11 protein-coding genes are annotated in these 15,111 nt (G+C 70.3%); 9 read left to right on the forward strand and 2 right to left on the reverse strand.

Annotated features, from left to right (window positions below):
* Window positions 1-153 precede the first annotated feature (153 nt).
* From CFB35_RS31125 to CFB35_RS31145, 5 genes are all read left to right on the forward strand, one after another.
* The gene (locus CFB35_RS31125; protein ID WP_059579098.1) at window positions 154-840 is read left to right on the forward strand and encodes a hydrolase; all 687 of its coding nucleotides are present in this window, start codon (window positions 154-156) and stop codon (window positions 838-840) included.
* Between the two features lie 168 nt (window positions 841-1,008).
* Window positions 1,009-1,176, forward strand: a complete 168-nt coding sequence (locus tag CFB35_RS31130) for a DUF1427 family protein (RefSeq protein WP_059579100.1) — start codon at window positions 1,009-1,011, stop codon at window positions 1,174-1,176.
* 19 nt (window positions 1,177-1,195) lie between these two features.
* Window positions 1,196-3,085 carry an amidohydrolase gene (locus tag CFB35_RS31135; protein ID WP_089466235.1) on the forward strand — a complete coding sequence of 630 codons (1,890 nt, stop codon included), beginning with the start codon at window positions 1,196-1,198 and terminating at the stop codon, window positions 3,083-3,085.
* Window positions 3,086-3,400: 315 nt separating this feature from the next.
* A complete protein-coding gene (locus CFB35_RS31140) occupies window positions 3,401-4,354 on the forward strand; it encodes a VOC family protein (protein ID WP_089466078.1) in 954 nt (317 codons plus the stop codon).
* Between the two features lie 14 nt (window positions 4,355-4,368).
* Window positions 4,369-5,829, forward strand: coding sequence for an alginate export family protein (locus CFB35_RS31145; RefSeq protein ID WP_089466236.1), 1,461 nt, complete (start codon window positions 4,369-4,371; stop codon window positions 5,827-5,829).
* Between the two features lie 24 nt (window positions 5,830-5,853).
* Here the strand turns inward: CFB35_RS31145 and CFB35_RS31150 are convergent, their stop codons facing one another.
* A complete protein-coding gene (locus CFB35_RS31150; RefSeq protein WP_089466079.1) occupies window positions 5,854-6,759 on the reverse strand; it encodes a LysR family transcriptional regulator in 906 nt (301 codons plus the stop codon).
* Between the two features lie 218 nt (window positions 6,760-6,977).
* Between CFB35_RS31150 and CFB35_RS31155 the strand changes: the two genes are divergently transcribed.
* Window positions 6,978-8,012, forward strand: a complete 1,035-nt coding sequence (locus CFB35_RS31155) for an MBL fold metallo-hydrolase (protein WP_089466080.1) — start codon at window positions 6,978-6,980, stop codon at window positions 8,010-8,012.
* A gap of 38 nt (window positions 8,013-8,050) precedes the next feature.
* Here the strand turns inward: CFB35_RS31155 and CFB35_RS31160 are convergent, their stop codons facing one another.
* Window positions 8,051-8,971, reverse strand: coding sequence for an AraC family transcriptional regulator (locus tag CFB35_RS31160; protein WP_060967346.1), 921 nt, complete (start codon window positions 8,969-8,971; stop codon window positions 8,051-8,053).
* A 399-nt stretch (window positions 8,972-9,370) separates the two neighbouring features.
* Between CFB35_RS31160 and CFB35_RS31165 the strand changes: the two genes are divergently transcribed.
* The 3 genes from CFB35_RS31165 (at window position 9,371) to CFB35_RS31175 (ending at window position 15,070) form a co-directional block, all read left to right on the forward strand.
* Window positions 9,371-12,274 (forward strand): winged helix-turn-helix domain-containing protein, encoded by a 2,904-nt coding sequence (locus tag CFB35_RS31165; protein ID WP_059574823.1) that lies wholly within the window; start codon window positions 9,371-9,373, stop codon window positions 12,272-12,274.
* A 132-nt stretch (window positions 12,275-12,406) separates the two neighbouring features.
* The gene (locus CFB35_RS31170; RefSeq protein WP_059575182.1) at window positions 12,407-14,293 is read left to right on the forward strand and encodes an amidohydrolase; all 1,887 of its coding nucleotides are present in this window, start codon (window positions 12,407-12,409) and stop codon (window positions 14,291-14,293) included.
* Window positions 14,294-14,386: 93 nt separating this feature from the next.
* Window positions 14,387-15,070: a hypothetical protein gene (locus CFB35_RS31175; protein ID WP_059574825.1), complete on the forward strand. Its 684-nt coding sequence runs from the start codon at window positions 14,387-14,389 to the stop codon at window positions 15,068-15,070.
* Window positions 15,071-15,111: the final 41 nt, after the last annotated feature.

The following is a 15,111-nucleotide window of genomic DNA, read 5'->3' on the forward strand; positions in this document are numbered from 1 at the left end:
GAGAATCAGAACAATTAACTGGTGCGGCTGCACGTTCGCGTATTGAATGACGCAGGCCGGCTGCCGACGCTTCCGACACCGCGCATTGGACGCTTCGCGGATTCGTCGGCCAGGCGAGTCTCATTTTTCTCCGCGTCAAAGGACATCATCACCATGAGCAATCCCAAGCTTGAAGTACTTACCCCGCACAACAGCCAGCTGATCTTCATCGACCAGCAGCCGCAGATGGCCTTCGGCGTGCAGTCGATCGATCGCCAGACGCTGAAGAACAACGTCGTCGGGCTCGCGAAGGCCGCGAAGGTCTTCAACATTCCCACCACGATCACGACGGTCGAAAGCGAGAGCTTCTCGGGCCACACCTATCCCGAGCTGCTCGACGTGTTCCCGAACCAGAAGACGCTCGAACGCACGTCGATGAACTCGTGGGACGACCAGAAGGTGCGCGACGCGCTCGCCGCGAATGGCCGCAAGAAGGTGGTCGTGTCGGGCCTGTGGACCGAAGTCTGCAATACGACGTTCGCGCTGTGCGCGATGCTCGAGGGCGACTACGAGATCTACATGGTCGCCGACGCTTCGGGCGGCACGACGCAGGCCGCGCACGATATCGCGATGCAGCGCATGGTGCAGGCCGGCGTGGTGCCGGTCACGTGGCAGCAGGTGCTGCTCGAATGGCAGCGCGACTGGGCGCACCGCGAGACGTACGACGCGGTGATGGCGATCGCGAAGGAGCATTCGGGCGCATACGGGATGGGCGTGGACTACGCGTACACGATGCTCCACAAGGCGCCGCAGCGTACCGCGACGCCGCACGAGTCGATTGCGCCCGTTCCGGCGAAGTAAGCGCGGACGGCCTGCAACGGCGGATGCCGGTGCGACGGGTTCGATGCGAACGCGCCGCATCGGCTCCATTGCCGCGGGCGGCGGACGTGACCGAAACACGAATGCCGCCCGCGGCATGCCGTTCGGCACACCGCGCCTGCATTTGAAATTGTCCGGGAGATTGATCGCATGAAACCTTATCTGGTTTCCCTTGGTGCGGGCCTGCTGATCGGTGTGATTTACAGCGCCATCAAGGTTCGCTCTCCCGCACCGCCGCTGATTGCGCTGGTCGGGTTGCTCGGCATGCTGATCGGCGTGCAAGCGTTACCCACCGTGAAACAGCTGTTTGGCTTCTGATCAACAAGAGGTGATGCACATGACCGCAACCGTGACCCAACCGGATCTGATCCTGCATAACGGACGATTCACGACGCTCGACCGCGCGAACCCCGTCGCGACGGCCGTCGCGATTGCCGCCGGCCGCTTCGTCGCCGTCGGCAGCGACGCGGACGTCATGCCGCTCGCGGGCCGCGCGACGAAAGTGGTCGATCTCGGCGGCCGCGGCGTGCTGCCGGGCCTGATCGACAACCACTGCCACGTGATTCGTGGCGGCCTGAACTACAACATGGAGCTGCGCTGGGACGGCGTGCCGTCGCTCGCGGTCGCGATGGAGATGCTCAAGCGCCAGGTCGCCGTGACGCCCGCGCCGCAATGGGTGCGTGTGGTCGGCGGCTTCACCGAGCACCAGTTCGTCGAGAAACGGCTGCCGACGATCGATGAGCTCAATGCGGTCGCGCCCGATACGCCCGTGTTCATCCTGCACCTGTACGACCGCGCGCTGCTGAACGCGGCCGCGCTGCGCGTGGTCGGCTATACGAAGGACACGCCGGAGCCGCCGGGCGGCACGATCCTGCGCGATGCCGGGGGCAATCCGACCGGCCTGCTGCTCGCGAACCCGAACGCGACGATCCTCTACGCGACGCTCGCGAAGGGGCCGAAGCTGCCGTTCGAGTATCAGTACAACTCGACGCGCCATTTCATGCGCGAGTTGAACCGGCTCGGCGTGACGGGCGTGATCGACGCGGGCGGCGGCTCGCAGAATTATCCCGACGATTACGAAGTGATCCGCAAGCTGCACGACGCGGGCGAGATGACGATCCGGATCGCGTACAACCTGTTCACGCAGAAGCCGAACGCGGAGAAGGAAGACTTCGTGAACTGGACGAAGAGCGTCAAGTACCACGATGGCACCGACTACTTCCGCAATAACGGCGCGGGCGAGATGCTGGCGTTTTCCGCGGCCGACTTCGAGGACTTCCGCGTCGCGCGGCCGGATTTGCCCGCGCAGATGGAGGACGACCTCGAAGGCGTCGTGCGCGTGCTCGCGGAAAACCGCTGGCCGTGGCGCATGCACGCGACCTATGACGAAACGATCAGCCGCGCGCTGGACGTGTTCGAGAAGGTCAACGAAGACATCCCGCTCGACGGGCTGAACTGGTTCTTCGATCATGCGGAAACCATCTCCGAGAAATCGATGGACCGGATCGCCGCGCTCGGCGGCGGCATCGCGGTGCAGCACCGGATGGCGTATCAGGGCGAATACTTCGTCGAGCGTTACGGCGCGCAGGCCGCCGAGGCGACGCTGCCTGTCGCGAAGATGCTCGGCAAGGGGCTCAGGGTGTCGGCCGGCACGGACGCGACGCGCGTCGCGTCGTACAACCCGTGGGTGTCGCTTGCATGGCTCGTGACGGGCAAGACGGTCGGCGGCATGCGCCTGTATCCGCAGCGCAACCTGCTCGATCGCGAAACCGCGCTGCGGATGTGGACCGAGTACGTGACGTGGTTCTCGAACGAGGAAGGCAAGAAAGGGCGCATCGCGGTGGGACAGCTTGCCGACCTGGTGGTCCCCGATCGCGATTTCTTCGCGTGCGCGGAAGACGATATCGCCGGCACGACCGCGTTGCTGACGGTGGTCGACGGGAAGATCGTGTGGGGCGCGGGGCCGTTCGCGTCGCACGACGCGCCGATCCCGCCGGCGATGCCGGACTGGTCGCCGGTGCGCGAGTTCGGCGGCTATGGCGGCTGGGGCGCGACGCAGCGCGCCGGCGCGCCGTTGCAGCGCGCGGCGGCCGCCGCGATGTGCGGCTGCGCGAACGAATGCAACGTTCACCAGCATGCGCACGCGAGCGCATGGGCGAACGCATTGCCGACGTCGGACGCGAAGGGTTTCTGGGGCGCGTTCGGCTGTTCGTGCTGGGCGGTCTGACAGGGCGATGCGCGCCACTTGCGACACCGCGGCGCAGGTCCGCGCGCTGCCGTCGCGGCCAGGGGAAATCCAGCAGCGCGTCACCGTGCTCGACGATATACGACGCCAGACCGGCAGCGTTCCCGCCATTCGGTGACGTTGCGGCGACCGCGCTGAAACGACGAGTCTGCGCCGTCTCCCGCCGAGCGGGAAGCCGCGCGCGCCGCTCGTGTTTCTCGCCGGTCGTCCGGCCGCCCGGACGCGTGGCCCGTATCCCGCTGAATCCGAATCCGCGCGCGGCGCTGGCCGCGCGCATCACCATCAAGGAGAAAACCGATGAGTTTATTGAACCTGCGCAACATGCTGCGCATGACCGCCGCGTCGTCGGCCGTGCTCGCCGCGCTGCTGGCCGGCACGCCGGCGCTCGCCGACGAAACCCACCTCGACGACATCGCGTCGCCGGCCGCCGCGGCGCGTTTTCCCGCCGTTGCGGTCGGCCCGCAGTACGACACGACCCACGTGTGCGTCGCGCCTGAGGACTTCGACCGCTTCACCGACAGCTTCGTCGCGACGTTCGGCGGCAAGAAGTCGAAGCAGGGCGTGTTCCAGGTCACGCCGACGCCGAGCCAGACGATGTCGCAGCTCGTGCTGACGCCGGTCGGCACGATCTCGGTGTTCGGTTTCAAGACGCCGATCCCGTATCCGTTCTGCGAGGAGCGCACCGGCTATCTCGTCACCGACATGGACGTCGCGGTGAAGTCGGCGCGCGCGCATGGCGCGGACATCGTCGTGGCGACGTTCCCCGACCCCATCGGCCGCGACGCGATCGTCCGCTGGCCGGGCGGCGTGAACATGCAGCTGTACTGGCATACGCAGGCGCCGAACTACGACCCGCTGCAGACGGTGCCGGAGAATCGCGTATACGTGTCGCCGGAAAGCGCGGGCAAGCTCGCGCGCGACTTCGCCGCGTTCTCGCACGGCAAGATCGTGTCGGACGTGCGCCATGCGCCGGGCATCGAGATCGGGCGGCCGAACGACACGTACCGCCGCATTCGCATCGAATCGGGCTTCGGCAAGATGACCGTGCTCGCGACCGACGGCCATCTGCCGTACCCGTTCGGGCGCGAGATGACGGGCTACGAAGTGGCCGATCTCGCGGCGACGCTGAAGCAGGCCGAAGCCGCGGGCGTGACGGTGCTCGTGCCGCCGTTCAAGTCGGACGGGCGCGACGCGGCGCTCGTGCAGTTCCCGGGCGGCTACGTCGCCGAGATCCACGCGCGGTCGAAATGACGGTGCGCCGGCCGATGAAGCGATCGTGGCGCGGCGCGCTGTCGTGCGTCGTGCTGGCGGGCGGTGCCGCGTCGCACGCGGGTACCGCCGTCGGCGCCGAAGCCGAGGCGGCGTCGGCCGGCGCGGCCGCGTCGCCGGCTGCCGCCGCCGCGTCGTGCACCGCGAAACGCCCGACGGTGCTGTTCAACCGCTGGCAGGAAGACTGGTCGGCGCTCGCGAATCCGTGCGTGCCGCGCAAGCCGTTCGACGCGCTGAAATACGTGCCGCTCGGCGGCGACCCGTCGACCTATCTGTCGCTCGGCGCGAACCTGCGCGAGCGCTTCGAGCTGAACAACGCGCCGCTGTTCGGCCTCGGCGCCGCGCACGACGACAACTACGTGATCCAGCGCGCGAACGTGCATGCGGACCTGCGCTATCGCGGGCACCTGCAGGCGTTCGTGCAGTTCGTCGATGCGCGGCCGTTCGGCAAGGATACGGTCGGCCCGGTCGACAAGGACCAGCTCGACCTCCAGCAGGCGTTCGTCGCGTACGTCGATCAACTGGGGCCCGGCACGTTCAAGACGCGGATCGGCCGGCAGGAGATGGCGTTCGACTTGCAGCGCTTCGTGTCGGTGCGCGACGGCCCGAACGTGCGCCAGGCATACGACGGACTGTGGACCGATTACGAAATCGGCAAATGGCGCGTGATCGGCTATGTGACGCGTCCGGTGCAGTATCGCAACGCGGCCGCGTTCGACGACGTGTCGAACCGGCACCTGCGATTCGACGGCGTGCGCGTCGAGCGCACGGGCACGGGGCCCGGCGATCTGTCCGCGTACTGGTCGCGCTACACGCGCGACAACGCGCGCTATCCGGATGCATCCGGCACCGAGCGGCGCGACGTGTTCGACATGCGCTACGCGGGCAAGACCGACGGGTTCGACTGGGACGTCGAGGCGATGCTGCAGACGGGCCACGTCGGGCAGGACACGATCGGCGCGTGGGCGTTCGGCGCGCTGGGCGGCTACACGTTCGCGAAGACGGCCGGCACGCCGCGCGTCGGCATCCAGGTCGACGGCGCATCGGGCGACGCGCATCCGGGCGACCGGCGCGTCGGCACGTTCAACCCGATGTTTCCGAACGGCTATTACTTCACGCTCGCCGGGTATACCGGATACAGCAACCTGATCCACGTGAAGCCGTCGCTGACCTTCAAGCCGGCGAGCTCGGTGACGGTGCTCACCGCCGTCGGCTTCCAGTGGCGGCAGACGACGGCCGACGCGATCTACGGGCAGGGGATGTCGGCGGTGCCGGGCACGGCGGGCAAGGGCGGCGCGTGGACGGGGATGTACGCGCAGGCGCGCGTCGACTGGCTCGTGAACGCGAACGTCGCGCTCGCGCTCGAAGCCGTGCACTTCCAGCTCGGCTCGTCGATTCGCGCGCTCGGCGCGCGCAATGCCGACTATGTCGGGATGGAAGCGAAGTTCGGCTGGTGACGCGCCGCGCCCGGCTCTCGCGTATCAGGGCTGCGCGCGGGCGAGCGATTCGACGAAATCGATGAACGCGGTCACGCGCTTCGAGCCGCGCTGGTTCGGCAGGTACAGGGCCGTGATCACCGCGCGCGCCGAGCCCGGCGTCACGTCGTACTGGTCGAACAGCCGCTGCAGGCGGCCGGCTTCGATATCCGCCTCGACCAGCCAGTCGGGCAGCAGCGCGATGCCGGCGCCGTCGAGCGCGGCCTCGCGCAGCACCTCGCTGTGATTCGATTTCAGCCGCCCGGTGACGACGACCTGCGTCGTGCGTGGCGCGCTGGCGAACGTCCACGCCTGCTGGTCGACGCCGAAATGAAAGCGCAGGCACGCGTGATCGACGAGTTCGCCGGGTGTCGCCGGCGTGCCGTGCGCGTCGAGGTAGCCGCGGCTCGCGACCACGTAGCGCCGGAACGTGCCGAGCGGACGCGCGACGACGTCCGCGGTCGGGGCCGCGTCGCCGAGCCGGATTGCGACGTCGATCCGCGCGGACACGAGATCGACGCGTTCGTCGGTCAGTTGCAGATCGAGGTCGAGCTTCGGATGGCGCGCGACGAACGCGGAGACGTGCGGCGCGATGCGGCGCAGCCCGTAGGCGACGGGGACCGATACGCGCAGCGGGCCGGACGGCGCGTCGCCGCGGTCGGCCACCAGCGCGTCGGCATCGGCGAGCTCGCCGAGCACGCGTTTCGCCCGCGCATAGTAGACGGCGCCCGCGTCGGACAGCGTGACTTGTCGCGTCGTGCGGTTCAGCAGCACGGTGCCGAGCGACGCCTCCAACGCGTCCACCGCGCGCACGACCGACGAAGCGGCGAGATCGAGCCGGCGCCCCGCGCTCGAGAAGCCGCCGGCTTCCGCGACTTCGACGAACGCGCGCAGCGCGGAGAATTTGTCCATGAGATCGTCCTTGGGCGGGTGGCAACGTCGCGTTGCATGCGGTTCGCATTCTAGCGCCGGGCGGTGCGGCGGCCGGATCGCGTGCGGCGTGTCTTCAGGACAATTCAGGCGTCGCTCAGGATTTTCGCCGCGGCGGCCGATAAGCTGCGCGACATCGCGTGTTGCGCTGGCCGTTCCGTTCGTGACGGGCCACGCGCACGATTCGTCACGGAGATCCGATGAAGAACCTGTTTCGGCACGCGTGCGTCGCGCAGACGGCCCGTTGGTTGATCGTGGCCGGGTGCGCGGGCCTGTTGGCGCCCGCGGTGCATGCGCAGGCCGGCGTGCGGGCCGATGCGCCGTCCGGCGTGCAGCCCGACGCGCCGGTGCCCGCCGCGGGCCGGCAGCCGCCCGGCTTCTATCGGCTGAAGATCGGCGACTTCACGGTGATCGCGCTGTCCGACGGCACGCATCCGTTTCCGGTCGATTCGGTGTTTCGCGACATCTCGAAGGACGAGATCCGGCGCGACCTCGACCGCGCATTCCTGGAGCCGCCCGTGCAAGGGTCGATCAACGCGTTCCTCGTCGATACCGGATCGAAGCGGATCCTCGTCGACGCGGGCGCCGGCACGCTGTACGGCGACTGCTGCGGCAAGCTGCTCGACGATCTGCGCGCGGCCGGCTACGCGCCCGCGCAGATCGACGAAGTGCTGCTCACGCACCTGCACAAGGACCATGTCGGCGGAATCGCGTCGAATGGCGCGATGACGTTTCCGAATGCCGTCGTGCGGGTGAACGCCGTCGAGGCCGCGTACTGGCTCGATCCGGCGAACAAGGCGCACGCGCCGGCGTTTCTCGCGTCGTTCTTCGATGCGGCCGCCGCGGCGGTCGCGCCGTACGTCGCGGCCGGCCGCTTCAAGACGTTTCGCGGCGACGCGACGCTCGCGCCCGGCATTCGCGCGGTGCCGATGCCCGGCCATACGCCGGGCCATACGGCTTACCTGATCGAGAGCGGCCGCGCGGGCCTGCTCGCGTGGGGCGACATCGTGCACGTGGCGGCGATCCAGTTGCGCGACGTCGACGCGACGGTCCAGTACGACAGCGATGCCGAGGCCGCCCGCCGCACGCGGCGGGATACGCTGAAGCGCGTCGCCGAGCGGCGCTATCTCGTCGGGGCCGCGCATATCGCGTTTCCCGGTCTCGGCCACCTGCGTCGGGACGGTGCGCAATACGACTGGGTGCCGGTCAACTACGACGCGACGCCGGTGCGGTGACGTCCCGGCGTGCGGCCCGGCGTGCGCCATGCCGCCGGTCAGCGCGCCCGTGCGCGCCGCCACGCGCCGGGCGGGTGCCCGACGATCCGCGCGAATACGCGGTTCAGGTGGCTCTGGTCGGCGAAGCCGCACGCGACCGCGATGTCGGCCAGCGTCATGTCGGACGTCTCGATCAGCTCGCGCGCGCGCATCACGCGCTGTTCGAGCAGCCACTGGTGCGGCGTGCGGCCGGTGGTGCGCGAGAACGCGCGGATGAAATAGCCGCGCGACAGGTCGCATTCGTTCGCCACTTCCTCGATCGACACGCCGAGGTCCGCCTTTTCCATCAACAGCTCCTTGGCGAGCGCCACCTTCGCGGGAGACAGCGCGCCCTTGTGCTCGAGTTCGCGCGCGCGCACGTTGCCGTAGCGGCGCACGAGATGCGTGCCCATCGCGAGCCCGACCTGCTCGATGAACAGCGCGTTCAGCGGGCCGGGCGCGTCGAGGCTGTCGGCCACCGCGTGCGCGAGATGCCCGAGCACCGGGTCGCGCGCATCGACGCGGCACGTGAGGCCGTCGACCGGGCTGCCGCCGTGTTCGGGGCCGATGCGCGCCAGATACGGGTGCGGCAGCTCGATCAGCACGAAGTCGAAATTGCCGTACAGGTCCGCGTGGAAATGGCGCGAGAAGTCGCGAATGTAGATCGAGTGATGCTGGAACCGGCGTTCGCTCGCGCCGGCGCGCCCATAGAGCGTGCGGCGGTGGCCGCCGTTCAGCGACACGCCGACCAGGAAGCCGCGGTCGCACGCGGGCATGTCGATCCGTTCGACGTGCGCTTCGCGCATGCATTTGCGGTGGAGCTTCAGGCCGCCGGATGCCGTCTCGACATCCTTCGCCAGCAGGCTCGACACGCACCCGAGCGTGTCTTTCGGCCGTGGAGGAGGCGATGCCGTCGGGGCTGCGATGACGGAGTCTGACATGGAATTCCCCAGCGAGGGACTCGGAGCGTGAAATGACGAGTCCAGTTTAGATGCGCGCGCGAACGTTCAAAATGAATTTGCATAAACGTCCGCTCTTCATCCTGACAAATTGCTTTCAATGCGTGCGCGCGGTGAGTGCGTGCCCCGGCGCGACGCCTGCGCGAGCGGCCCGGCAGAGTATAGCGCCCCACTTTTACACGCAAGCGATCGTGCCGGCCGCGCGTGCGCGGCATGCGCGGACAGCGCATTTTCCTTCAAGATTTTCACGGCATGCCCCTCTACACTCGACCCGTATTTCGACATTTATCGTCCGGCGCGGCAGCACGCCGGACTTGGACTCTCCGCCGGGCGAACTGCCGCGTTCACCCGGCGCTCATCCCGAGGTACCCGGAGGCGGCCATGGTCCAGATCGGAACTTTGTCGGTGGATTTCGAGCAGCGGGACATTCGCCGTCACGGCGCGTCGCTGCGCATCGGCGCGCGCGCGCTCGACATTCTCGAGGTCCTGCACCGCGCGAGCGGTTCGGTCGTGTCGAAAGACGACATCATGGATGCGGTCTGGCCGGGCCTGATCGTCGAGGAAAACCGGCTGCAGGTGCATGTGGCGACGCTGCGCAAGGCGCTCGGCGCGAGCCGCGATCTGATCAAGACGGTGCCCGGGCGCGGCTATCTGCTGGTCGCGAGCCCGTCGCCCGGCCCGGACCTCGCGCCCGCGGCCGACGCACCGGCCGTCGCGGCGCCGCCCGACGCCCCCGCGTCGTCGCTGCTCGCGCCGCTCGTCGGGCGCGACGCCGAAATCGCGCAGATCGTCGACATGCTCGAGCGTACGCCGGTCGTCACGCTCGTCGGCGCGGGCGGCATCGGCAAGACGAGTCTTGCCGTACGCGTCGCGCACGGCGTGCGCAGCCGCTCGCGCGAGCGCGTGCTGTTCGTCGAGCTGGCGCGCGCGTCGACGCGCGACGACATGCTGATCGCGCTGGCCGCCGAGCTCGGCCTCGACACGCAGGGCGTGCCGGCCATCGAGCGCATCGGCGACGCGTTCGCGACGTCGCGCTGCCTGCTCGTGCTCGACAACGCGGAGCACATCGTCGATCTGGTGGCGAGCCTCGTCGAAACGCTGACGTCGCGCGCGGGCTCGCCGCGCGTGCTCGTGACGAGCCGCGAGCCGCTGCACATCTCGGCCGAAGCGGTGCTGCGGATGAGCCCGCTCGCGGTGCCGGACGGCGGCGCGTCCGTCCCGGAAATGGCCCGCTGTTCGGCCGTCGAGCTGTTCCTGGAGCGCGTGCGCACGGCCGCGCCGGATTGCCCGGTCGACGAAGCCGGCGTGCGGGTGATCGCGGACATCTGCCGGCGCCTCGACGGGCTGCCGCTCGCGATCGAGCTGGCCGCGGCGCGCGTGGCGACGCTCGGGCTCGCGGTCGTCGCGTCGCGTCTCGACGACCGGCTGAACCTGCTGACGGGCGGGCTGCGCTCGGCGCTGCCGCGTCATCAGACGCTGCGGGCGACGTTCGACTGGAGCTACGTGCTGCTCGATCCGGCCGCGCGCGCGCTGTTTCGCCGGATGGGATGCTTCATCGGGCCGTTTTCGTTCGATGCCGCGCGCGCGGTCGCGACCGAGCCCGGCACGTCGGCCGCGGACATGATCGCGGTGCTCGGCGAGCTGGTGGCGAAATCGCTGGTGACCGTCGAGTTCCATGGCGCGTATGCGCGCTACCGGCTGACCGAATCGACGCGCGCGTACGCGCTCGAAAAACTGCACAACGAAGGCGAATTCGAACGCATCGTCGCGCGCCACGCGGCGTACGAGCGCGAGCATGCGCCCGCGCGTCCCGCGACGCTCGCCGACGCGCTGCCCGCGGATGCACCCGCGCCGGCCGCGGACGAACCGGCGGAGGCCGCCGTGGCCGCCGTGGCCGCAGGCGTGCCCGAGCCCGACCGGCTGGCGCGTGCGCTGCTCGAGCCGGCGCGGATGCGCGCGTGCACGGCGCGCGCGCGCCAGGTACTCGACGCACTCGACACGGGCGCCGCGGGCCCGGTCGACGCCGCGCGCGAGATGCGGCTGCGGGCGGCCTGCGCATCGGCGCTGCTGCATACCGATGGCGATGCGCCGGCCGCCGCCGCGATGTGGAACCGCACGCTCGGTCTCGCCGCGCATATCGGCGACGATGCGTTCGACGCGCGCGCGCTGGTCGGGCTGTGGCATACGATGCTGACGCTGTCGGACATCCACGAATCGCTGCGCTACGCGACGCGCTTCGAGCGCGCGGCCGAGCGGCGCGGGGACCGGTCGCAGCGGTTGCTGGCGAACACGATGGTCGCGACGTCGCTGCATTACTTCGGCGAGCATGCGCAGGCGCGCGAGCGGCTGGAAGCGGCGACGGCCGAACTCGCCGACGCGGACGAACCGGCGTGCGCGCAGGCCGCGCTCGGCGTCGACATGGCGACGCTGGGGCGCACGATGCTGATCCGTCTGCTCTGGATGCAAGGCGAGCCCGAGCATGCGATGCGCGTCGCCGCGCAGGCGGTCGAGTGCGCGCGCCGCGGCCCGTCGGCGCTCACGCTGTGCATCGTGCTCGGTGCGGCCGCCGCGCCGATCGCACTGCGCTACGGCGATCACGACATCACCTCCGACTATCTCGCGACGCTGCGCGCGACCGCCGACGCGCACGGCTTCGACATCTGGCGCAGTCACGCGGAATGCCTGACCGGACAGTTCGACATCCAGGCCGGCCATCCCGGCGCCGGTCTCGCCCGCCTCGAACCGGCGCTGCGGCGCGTCGAGGCGAGCGGTTTCCGGCGTCTGCTCGCGCCGTTGACCGTTGCGTACGCGGAGGGCCTCGTGCGGACCGGTCGCGCGAACGAAGCGCGCTCCCGGCTCGATGCGACGCTCGCGCGCTGCCGCGCGCACGGCGAGCACCTGTTCGTCCCCGAATTGCTGCGGGTGAACGGCGTCGCGATGCTCGAACAGGCGCGCACCGTCGGCGCGGATCTCGCGGTGGCGTACGAGGCCGACGGCCATCGTCATCTGCAGATGGCGATCCAGACCGCGAACGCGCAGGGCGCCGCGATGTGGGCGCTGCGCAGTTCGCTCGATCTCGCCGATCACCTGATCGAGCGCGGGCACACCGCGCAGGCGTCGACGCTGGTCGCCGCGGGCGCGCGGCACTTCGATCCGGATTCGCGCGCGCACGACGTGCGTCGCCTGCTGCGCGTGCAGAACTTCGTCCGTCAGGAGGCGCCGCTCGCGCCGTGCCGGACGCGCGCGCGACGCGATGCCGCCGACGCGGCGCAGCAGGCGGCATAGCGATGCGCGAATCCGGTGCAGCAGCGCGCCCGCGCGATCGCGGCATGCGTGCCGACGCGCGCGGTGCGGCCGCTTGTCAGGCAGCGGCGCCAAGCAGCATGTCGCACGCAGGCGCGCACGGGAGGCCTGACGGTGCTTAGGGCGACGGAACCCGCGCGCTCGGCGGACCTCGTCGTCTTCAACGGCAAGATCGCGACCCAGGACGAACGACGCTCGTTCGTCCGCGCGCTCGCCGTGAAGGACGGGACCATCGTCGCGACCGGCGACGATCGCGACGTGCTGCGCCATGCGCGCGACGGCACGACCCGTATCGATCTGAACGGCCGTACCGTGATTCCGGGCCTGATCGATGCGCACCTGCAGGCGATCCGCGGCGGCATGAACTTCAACCTCGAGGTGCGCTGGGACGGCGTGCCGTCGCTTGCCGACGCGCTCGAACTGCTGGGCCGGCAGGTGCGACGCACGCCCGCGCCGCAATGGGCGCGCGTGGCGGGCGGCTGGACGGCGCTGCAGTTCGCGGAAAAGCGCGGCCCGACGGTGGCCGAGCTCAACGCGATCGCGCCCGACACGCCCGTATTCATTCAGCATCTGGGCGACAGCGCGTGGCTGAATGCGGCCGCGCTGCGCGCGCTCGGCTACGGCCGCGACACGCCCGATCCGCCCGGCGGCGAACTGCGGCGCGACCGCCACGGGCGGCCGACCGGGCTGCTGCTCGCGCGTCGGGATCCGGCCGTGCTGTTCGCGGCGCTCGCCCGCGCGCCCATGCTCGATGCGGCCGACCGGCTCAACTCCACGCGCCAGTTCATGCGCGCGCTGAACCGCGTGGGCGTGACGAGCGCGATCGACGCCGGCGGCGACGGCCTCGCGTATCCGGACGACTACGCGGCGGTCGCGACGCTCGCGCGGCGCGGCGAACTGACGACGCGCATCGCCTATGCGCTGGGCGCGCGGCACGCCGGCCGCGAGCTCGACGATTTCGCGACATGGATCGCGCGGACGGCGCCCGGCGACGGCGACGCGTTCCTGCGCGTGAGCGGCGCGGGCGAGCGGCTGCTGTGCTCGGCGATCGATCTCGGGAATTTTCTCGAACCGTGCGTCGAGATGGCCGCGTCGGTCGACGCGGACCTGGCGGCCGTCGTCCGGCTGCTCGTGCGCCATCGCTGGCCGTTCCGGCTGCATGCGACCTACGACGAATCGATCGGCCGCTTCCTCGACGTGTTCGAAGCGGTGGATCGCGACACGCCGTTCGACGGGCTGCGCTGGTGCTTCGACCGCTGCGAGACGATCTCGGATGCCAATATCGCGCGTGTCGCGGCGCTGGGCGGCGGCATCACCGTGCAGCCGCGCATGGCGTTCCAGGGCGAAGCCTTCATCGCCCGCCACGGCGCGGCGGCGGCCACGCGCGCGCCGCCGATCCGCGCGATGCTCGCGGCCGGGCTGCCGGTCGGCGCGGGCTCCGGGGCGACGGGCGCGGCGAGCTACAACCCGTTCGTCGCGCTGTACTGGATGGTGTCGGGGCGCTCCGTCGGCGGCACCGCGCTGTATCCGGCGCGCAACCGGCTCGGCCGGATGGAGGCGCTGCGCCGCTATACGGTCGGCAGCGCATGGTTCTCCGCCGACGAGCACCGCAAGGGCGCGCTGGTGCCCGGCCGGTACGCCGACTTCGCGGTGCTGAGCGACGACTACTTCACGATCGACGCACGGCGCATCCCCGCGTTGTCGTCGGTGCTGACGGTCGTCGACGGCAAGGTCGTGCACGCGGAGCAGGAATTCGCGCCGCTGGCGCCGCCGCCGCCGCCCGTCAGTCCCGCATGGTCGCCGGTCGCGGAAGGCGGCGTCGGCGGCGCGGCGCTCGCCCGTCCGCATGCATCGGCGGCGGGCGACGCATGCGCGGCGCCCGGCAGCGATGCGTGCCGGGCGCGCGGTCACGGCCGCCGTTTCGCGCGGCCGCGCTATCCGACGGCAAGTGCGGCCGCCGAGCGCTGCGAAGCGTTCGGCCGCTGCTGCGTCGCGTTTTGAGCGGCGCGTGCCGGTGTGCGACGCGCCGCGCGCCGGACGCCCCCGGGCATTGAACGATTTTCCGCCCCGTGCGCGGGGCATGAAGGAGACAGGATGAATGCTGCGCACCCGCGCGCACCGGCCATCGGCGACGAAGTGGCCGGCGTTCGCATTCCGCGCACGCCCGTTGCGCTCGATGCGGCCGACGCGGCCCGCGCGTCGTTGCCCGCCGTGCTGGTCGATCACGCGGCGCGCGTGTTCGTGTTCGCGTCGCTCGCCGCGCGGCGGGCAGGCGACGCATGCAACGCATGCGACGCCGACGCGCTGTACGTCGCCGCGATGTACGCGAACATGGGGTTGAGCCATGCGTATTGCCGCTCGACCGAGCGCTACGAGCTCGACGGCGCCGATGCCGCATGCGCGCTGCTGTTGCGCCATCGGCGCTCGCGACGCGTGCGCGACGACGTGTGGCAGGCGATCGCGCTGCATACGACGCCCGGCGTGGCCGCCCGCGCGTCGCCGCTCGCGCGCGCGCTGGCGGCCGCCGTGTCGACCGATCTGATGGCGACCGACTTCGACGCATACACGCTCGACGAGCGTGACGCGTTGCTGGCCGCGTATCCGCGCGGCAGCGGTTTTCGCGAAACGTTCCTCGCGACGGTCGCGCGCGGCGTCGAACATCGGCCGCAATCGACGTTCGGCACGTGGAGTGCCGACGTGCTCGAACGCGCGGATCCGGATTTTCATCGGCCGAATTTCTGCGGGCGCGTGCTGGGCGCGCGGTGGAACGATACGTGACGGCGCCGCTCCGGCACGCGGTGGCCGGACGCGTTGCGGCA

It is taken from the genome of Burkholderia sp. AU16482 (assembly GCF_002223285.1).
In the GTDB taxonomy this organism is placed as follows: domain Bacteria; phylum Pseudomonadota; class Gammaproteobacteria; order Burkholderiales; family Burkholderiaceae; genus Burkholderia; species Burkholderia semiarida.

What these genes read in the sequence shown, in the direction of transcription:
- CFB35_RS31125 (WP_059579098.1), top strand. Translation starts at nt 154, where the DNA reads ATGAGCAATCCCAAGCTTGAAGTACTTACCCCGCACAACAGCCAGCTG.
- CFB35_RS31130 (WP_059579100.1), top strand. Translation starts at nt 1,009, where the DNA reads ATGAAACCTTATCTGGTTTCCCTTGGTGCGGGCCTGCTGATCGGTGTG.
- CFB35_RS31135 (WP_089466235.1), top strand. Translation starts at nt 1,196, where the DNA reads ATGACCGCAACCGTGACCCAACCGGATCTGATCCTGCATAACGGACGA.
- CFB35_RS31140 (WP_089466078.1), top strand. Translation starts at nt 3,401, where the DNA reads ATGAGTTTATTGAACCTGCGCAACATGCTGCGCATGACCGCCGCGTCG.
- CFB35_RS31145 (WP_089466236.1), top strand. Translation starts at nt 4,369, where the DNA reads ATGAAGCGATCGTGGCGCGGCGCGCTGTCGTGCGTCGTGCTGGCGGGC.
- CFB35_RS31150 (WP_089466079.1), bottom strand. Translation starts at nt 6,759, where the DNA reads ATGGACAAATTCTCCGCGCTGCGCGCGTTCGTCGAAGTCGCGGAAGCC.
- CFB35_RS31155 (WP_089466080.1), top strand. Translation starts at nt 6,978, where the DNA reads ATGAAGAACCTGTTTCGGCACGCGTGCGTCGCGCAGACGGCCCGTTGG.
- CFB35_RS31160 (WP_060967346.1), bottom strand. Translation starts at nt 8,971, where the DNA reads ATGTCAGACTCCGTCATCGCAGCCCCGACGGCATCGCCTCCTCCACGG.
- CFB35_RS31165 (WP_059574823.1), top strand. Translation starts at nt 9,371, where the DNA reads ATGGTCCAGATCGGAACTTTGTCGGTGGATTTCGAGCAGCGGGACATT.
- CFB35_RS31175 (WP_059574825.1), top strand. Translation starts at nt 14,387, where the DNA reads ATGAATGCTGCGCACCCGCGCGCACCGGCCATCGGCGACGAAGTGGCC.